This window comes from Syntrophorhabdaceae bacterium (assembly GCA_028713955.1).
Classification (GTDB): Bacteria; Desulfobacterota; Syntrophorhabdia; order Syntrophorhabdales; family Syntrophorhabdaceae; genus UBA5609.
Genome location: JAQTNJ010000228.1, coordinates 1 through 5,047 on the forward strand (window position 1 = coordinate 1; position 5,047 = coordinate 5,047).

The window sequence follows — 5,047 nt, forward strand, 5'->3', positions numbered from 1 at the left end:
CGTCCTCCCTTTTAGGGTTGATGACGGCAAAGGCCGGAGGCATTTCAGTTCCCATCTCGTGGTGGTCTATGACAATTGTCTCAATGCCGAGGCTTTTTGCCAGTTTGATCTCTTCAATATTTGTTGATCCGCAATCGAGGCAGATTAGCAGATTCGTACCTTTCTCCTTCAGTACATTTACGGCCTGGGAGTGGAGCCCGTACCCTTCTTTTCGCTCGGGTATATAGATGAGGGGTGTTATCCCAAGGTGTCTGAAGAAATTCATCATAAGGGCAAGGGATGTCACTCCGTCCGCATCATAATCGCCGTAAAGACATATCGCTTCACCCTGTCGTATAGCGTCAACAACCCTCATAACACCCTTTTTCATGTCAGGCATGAGAAAGGGGTCCGAGAGGTCTTCGAGTTTCGGATAAAGAAACGTTTCTGCCTCTTCCGGTTTCGTTATGCCTCTCGCAACAAGGATCCTCGCCATGAGATTGGGAATACCAAGCTCCTGCTCAATGGACCTTATGGTGGTTTCGTCGTGTTTTGTGTGCTGGGTCAAAGGTTCTTTCATATTCTACAGTCCATAATAACCAATAATCAAACACCAATCACCAGTGAATATCCAATAACCAATGACCGAATCACAAAAAATAAACCGTTTAGAATAGTCTTGTTTGGTTATTGAGTATTGAGTATTGGTGATTAATTGGAGCTTGGTTATTGATGATTGGTTATTATACATTGTTGGCGATCCCGGCAATATCGTCAATCTTTTTATGGCCATTTGCATCCAGATAATCTGCCACTCCCTTTATGATCTTCGGTATCGCGTAAGGGTCGACAAATGTTGCTGTGCCGATCTGGATCGCCCTTGCACCGGCCATGAAGAAAGAGATAGCATCCATGGCATCCATGATCCCGCCCACACCGATAATCGGCACCGGCACTGCTTTTGAACATTCGTGGACAGCCCGCAGCGCGATCGGCTTCAGAACAGGCCCTGAGAGTCCCCCTTTTAAAGGGATATTCTTTTTCTTAACGTCAAACCCGGCAGCAGGCATGGTATTTATAAGGGTAAGGCCGTCAGCGCCTGCTTCGCAGGCCGCCCTCGCTATGTCAACGATATTCTTCACCTCAGGGGTAAGCTTCGCGAAAAGGGGTATCTCAGTCACGGCTTTTACCTTTTTCACGATATCAAATACCATATCGGGTTCTTTCCCGAAACTTATCCCGCCCGCCTTGATATTGGGACAGGAAAGGTTCATCTCAAGGGCAACGATAAACCTGTCGGGTTTTATCTTTTCAGCGCAGGCGATATACTCATCTTCGGTAAAACCGAAAAAGTTCACGATGATGGGGGTCTTCTTCCTTTTGAAAAAGGGGAAGTATGCGTCGAAAAACCGGTCGACGCCTACATTCTGGAGACCAATGCTGTTGATCATGCCATGGCGCTCTTCCCATACCCGTGGTGTCGGGTTCCCGTGATGGGGTTTTATCGACAGCCCCTTCGTGACGTAGGCGCCCAGTGTCTCAACGCCCCAGAGCGGTTCTATCTCAATGCCGTACCCGAGGGTCCCCGAGGCATTGAACACGGGATTGCGCAGATTCTTCCCGAACAGTTTTATAGAGATATTTCCCATAGATCGAATACCGGTCCTTCTTTGCAAACCCTTTTATAGGGTTCCTGCGCGTCCATTGTCTTCTTCACACATCCGAAACACAGGCCCATGCCGCACGCCATCCTTTCCTCCAGCAGCACCTGGCAGGGTATCCTGTGCGGCTCGATCAGTCCTCTAAGGCTCTTCACCATGTTGTCAGGGCCGCAGGTAAAGATCTCCACATTTTTACCTTTCAATCCATTCAAATGTATTTTTAATAACTGGATTACGTTTCCCTTGAAGCCGTATGAACCGTCAAGGGTAGCGACAAAAGGATGAAAAGGCACCGCATCCTTGAGGAGGGCAACCTCGTCGCTCGTGGAACAGCCGAAAAATATCGACGCTTTACCCTGTAACTTTTTGACGAGTGCATATACCCCCGCAAAACCGATACCCCCGGCAACGACGATAGGGATGTTCCTTCTGCTCACGGTAAACCACCTGCCAAGCGGACCCAGCGTTAAAATTGGTGTATCTTCCGGCGCCTTGCTTAGCTGTTCCGTTCCCTTCCCGACCACTTTGTACATGATGGTAAGAACGCCCTTCTGATAATCGTAAATACTAAAGGGCCTCCTGAGGAATACCCCTCCGTCGGGGACCTTCATCATGACAAACTGTCCCGGCCTCACCACACCCATGGGCCTGGACAATCGTATCCTGAGCAGGCAATGCCCCGGCGCTATGCTGCGGTTTGAGAGTATCTTTCCTTCTATATCATCCATAAATGTATTATGTATCCTTTTTGACTTTCACGCCGAACTCCGAACGCCGAACTCGTCACTTCTTTAACGACATATGCATCACGTATGCGTCCTCGCCGGTCTCCCGGTAATATCCCTTTCTTTTACCTATGACAGAAAAGCCAAGGGTTCTGTAAAGGTCCTGCGCCCCCCTGTTGCCTTCTCTTACCTCAAGGAAGAAATCCGTAATACCATCCCTTGAACAATCTTCAATAATGTAGTTTACGAGATAAACGCCAAGCCCTTTTCTTCTATGGACGGGATCTATGGCGATGTTCATAATGTGTGCTTCATCTTCAACAGAGTATAGCATAATATAGCCAATAACCTTATTATCTTTTTCGAGCACGAGATTTCTGGCGATCGGTGAAAAGATGGTCTCTTCAAACATCCCCCTTGTCCAGGGAGAGATAAAAGAGAGTCTTTCAATCTCCAGTATATCCCCAAGGTCTGCCTGTCCCATTGTCCTTATCGTAACATCGCCAGGGTATGTTTCCGCGGTCTTTCCCAACCCTCAACCCCTGCTGATAGTCAGCGCTTTTTTAAGCTCTTCTTCTGTATTAATGTTTGTGAACACAGAAATACCATTACAAAAAAAGAGAGGGGCCTCTTTGACCGCCTTGACGGAGAGATAGGGGAATATATCCGTTACCCTGTATCTCCCTCTTTCAATGCATGTAAGCATATATGAAATACAGGACCTGCCATAGATCGCATGGAACGGCTCATACCCCTTTTCCGTTTTCGGTATGATGATATCCTCACCATTGATATTATCCAGCATGTACCTTATTGCTTCTCCTGACAGAAAGGGCATATCACAGGCGAGGGCAAAGACGTAATCCGCGCCGGTATGTATGAGGGCAGAGACAATACCGGCTAAGGGGCTCTGCAAGGCAACAACATCCTCTATGATCGGGATGTTCATACCGGGCAGCGCCTTAATGTTGTTGGAGACGACGATAGTGTTATCGAAGACCTCACGCACCACACCATATACCCTGTGTATCAACGGTTCACTATCGAGAATAAGTGTAGCCTTGTCCCTTCCCATTCTTGTACTTTTGCCACCCGCAAGGATCGCGCTAATAACGTCTGCCATAAAGATTTTTATCATCTTTTCCAATGAGAGTAAAGAACGCTTTACACGACATCCCCCATGTTGTAATTTTCTTCACTTGACAAAACACCCTTATCATGAAAATATTTATTACACACTGCGCTTTGTCATATCATGCACACAAAGAAATAAATAGCTGCAATTTTTCAGGAGGAATTATGGGAGGACTGCTTTGGATCATAGAGAAATTAAGCAGGGCAATGAACGCAATAGCGGCTTGCTCCTTAACGTTCATAATGCTTCTTACCGTGGCCGATGTTATCCTCAGGTATTTCGGACATCCTATTGTCGGTACCTTTGAGATCGTTGGCTTTGGCGGGGCCGTTGCGATCGGCTTCGGTATGCCGCTGACCTCGTGGCTCCGGGGGCATATCTTTGTGGATTTCTTCGTTCAGAAATTCCCACGAGTCCCACAGGCCGTGGTCAATATTACAACAAGGCTTGTCTGCATAGGACTCTTCATACTCATAGGGTGGCAGCTTTTTGGCTATGCTGCCGACCTTTTCAAGTCAGGTGAAGTATCTCTTACGAGGCAGATCCCGTTCTATCCTATCGCCTATGGGATAGGCATTTGCTGTTTCCTGCAGTGCCTTGTCCTGGTTGCCGATATCGTGAAGATCTTTGGAGGACAATATGAATGAAGTTACCATAGGCATAATAGGGTTATTAGTTGTCCTTGTACTTTTCCTGACAGGTATCGAGCTTGCCTTTGCAATGATCCTGATAGGGTTTCTCGGTTTCGGCTACCTCATATCCTGGAGTGCAGCGCTCAATCTCCTGGCGAAAGACTTCTATGATGTCCTGAACTCATACGGATTCACGGTAATCCCTCTCTTCGTCTTAATGGGTCAGGTGGCGTTTAATTCGGGCATAGCGAAGAGGCTCTTCGATACCTCCTATAAATTCATCGGCCATATCCCTGGCGGGCTTGCCATGGCAACCGTTGCCGGCGCCACAGCCTTCAAGTCCATCTGCGGTTCTTCGCCTGCCACGGCAGCAACCTTCGCAAGCGTCGCCGTCCCTGAGATGGACCGTTACGGGTATGATAAGAGACTCTCAACGGGCATCGTTGCAACCGTCGGGACTCTCGGCATTCTGCTTCCGCCAAGCGTTACCCTCATCATCTATGGCATCATCACTGACCAGTCCATCGGGAGGCTCTTCCTGGCCGGGATATTCCCGGGTCTTCTTATCGCCCTCTTTTTTATCGGCGTTATATATGGCTGGTGCAAGATGAACCCCGCAGTCGGACCAAAGGGTGAAAGATCAACGTGGGGCGAAAGGATCAGGTCGATTCCCGAGGTCATGTGGGTTGTCCTTATCTTCTTTCTCGTCATCGGCGGTATCTTGCAAGGTATTTTCACGCCTACCGAAGCGGGCAGTGTCGGCACATTTCTCGTTCTTACCCTTACATTCATCAGAAGAGACCTCAACCTCAAGGGTTATGTAAAGTCTGTCGTTGAATCCATAAGAACTGCCTGTATGGTCATATTGCTCATAGCAGGTTCAACGGTACTCGGCCACTTTATCGCCGTAACCAA

7 protein-coding genes are annotated in these 5,047 nt (G+C 48.1%); 2 read left to right on the forward strand and 5 right to left on the reverse strand.

The window, feature by feature from the left end; genetic code table 11:
- The 5 genes from PHU49_14390 to PHU49_14410 form a co-directional block, all read right to left on the reverse strand.
- The coding region (locus PHU49_14390; protein ID MDD5245194.1) for a DHH family phosphoesterase at positions 1-559 on the reverse strand (559 nt) is incomplete at its 3' end.
- A gap of 163 nt (positions 560-722) precedes the next feature.
- On the reverse strand, positions 723-1,628 hold the full coding sequence (locus tag PHU49_14395; protein ID MDD5245195.1) for a dihydroorotate dehydrogenase: 906 nt from the start codon (positions 1,626-1,628) through the stop codon (positions 723-725).
- On the reverse strand, positions 1,610-2,368 hold the full coding sequence (locus PHU49_14400; protein ID MDD5245196.1) for a dihydroorotate dehydrogenase electron transfer subunit: 759 nt from the start codon (positions 2,366-2,368) through the stop codon (positions 1,610-1,612). Before PHU49_14400 ends, PHU49_14395 begins: the two co-directional genes overlap by 19 nt.
- 55 nt (positions 2,369-2,423) lie before the next feature.
- The gene (gene rimI / locus PHU49_14405; protein ID MDD5245197.1) at positions 2,424-2,897 is read right to left on the reverse strand and encodes a ribosomal protein S18-alanine N-acetyltransferase; all 474 of its coding nucleotides are present in this window, start codon (positions 2,895-2,897) and stop codon (positions 2,424-2,426) included.
- A 3-nt stretch (positions 2,898-2,900) separates the two neighbouring features.
- Entirely contained in the window at positions 2,901-3,488 is a 588-nt protein-coding gene (locus PHU49_14410) for a molybdenum cofactor guanylyltransferase (protein MDD5245198.1), read from the reverse strand.
- A gap of 176 nt (positions 3,489-3,664) precedes the next feature.
- On the opposite strand from PHU49_14410, the gene PHU49_14415 reads away from it, so the two are divergent.
- Positions 3,665-4,147, forward strand: coding sequence for a TRAP transporter small permease (locus PHU49_14415; protein MDD5245199.1), 483 nt, complete (start codon positions 3,665-3,667; stop codon positions 4,145-4,147).
- On the forward strand, positions 4,140-5,047 hold a 908-nt coding region (locus PHU49_14420), incomplete at its 3' end, for a TRAP transporter large permease (protein MDD5245200.1). The genes PHU49_14415 and PHU49_14420, both read left to right, overlap by 8 nt.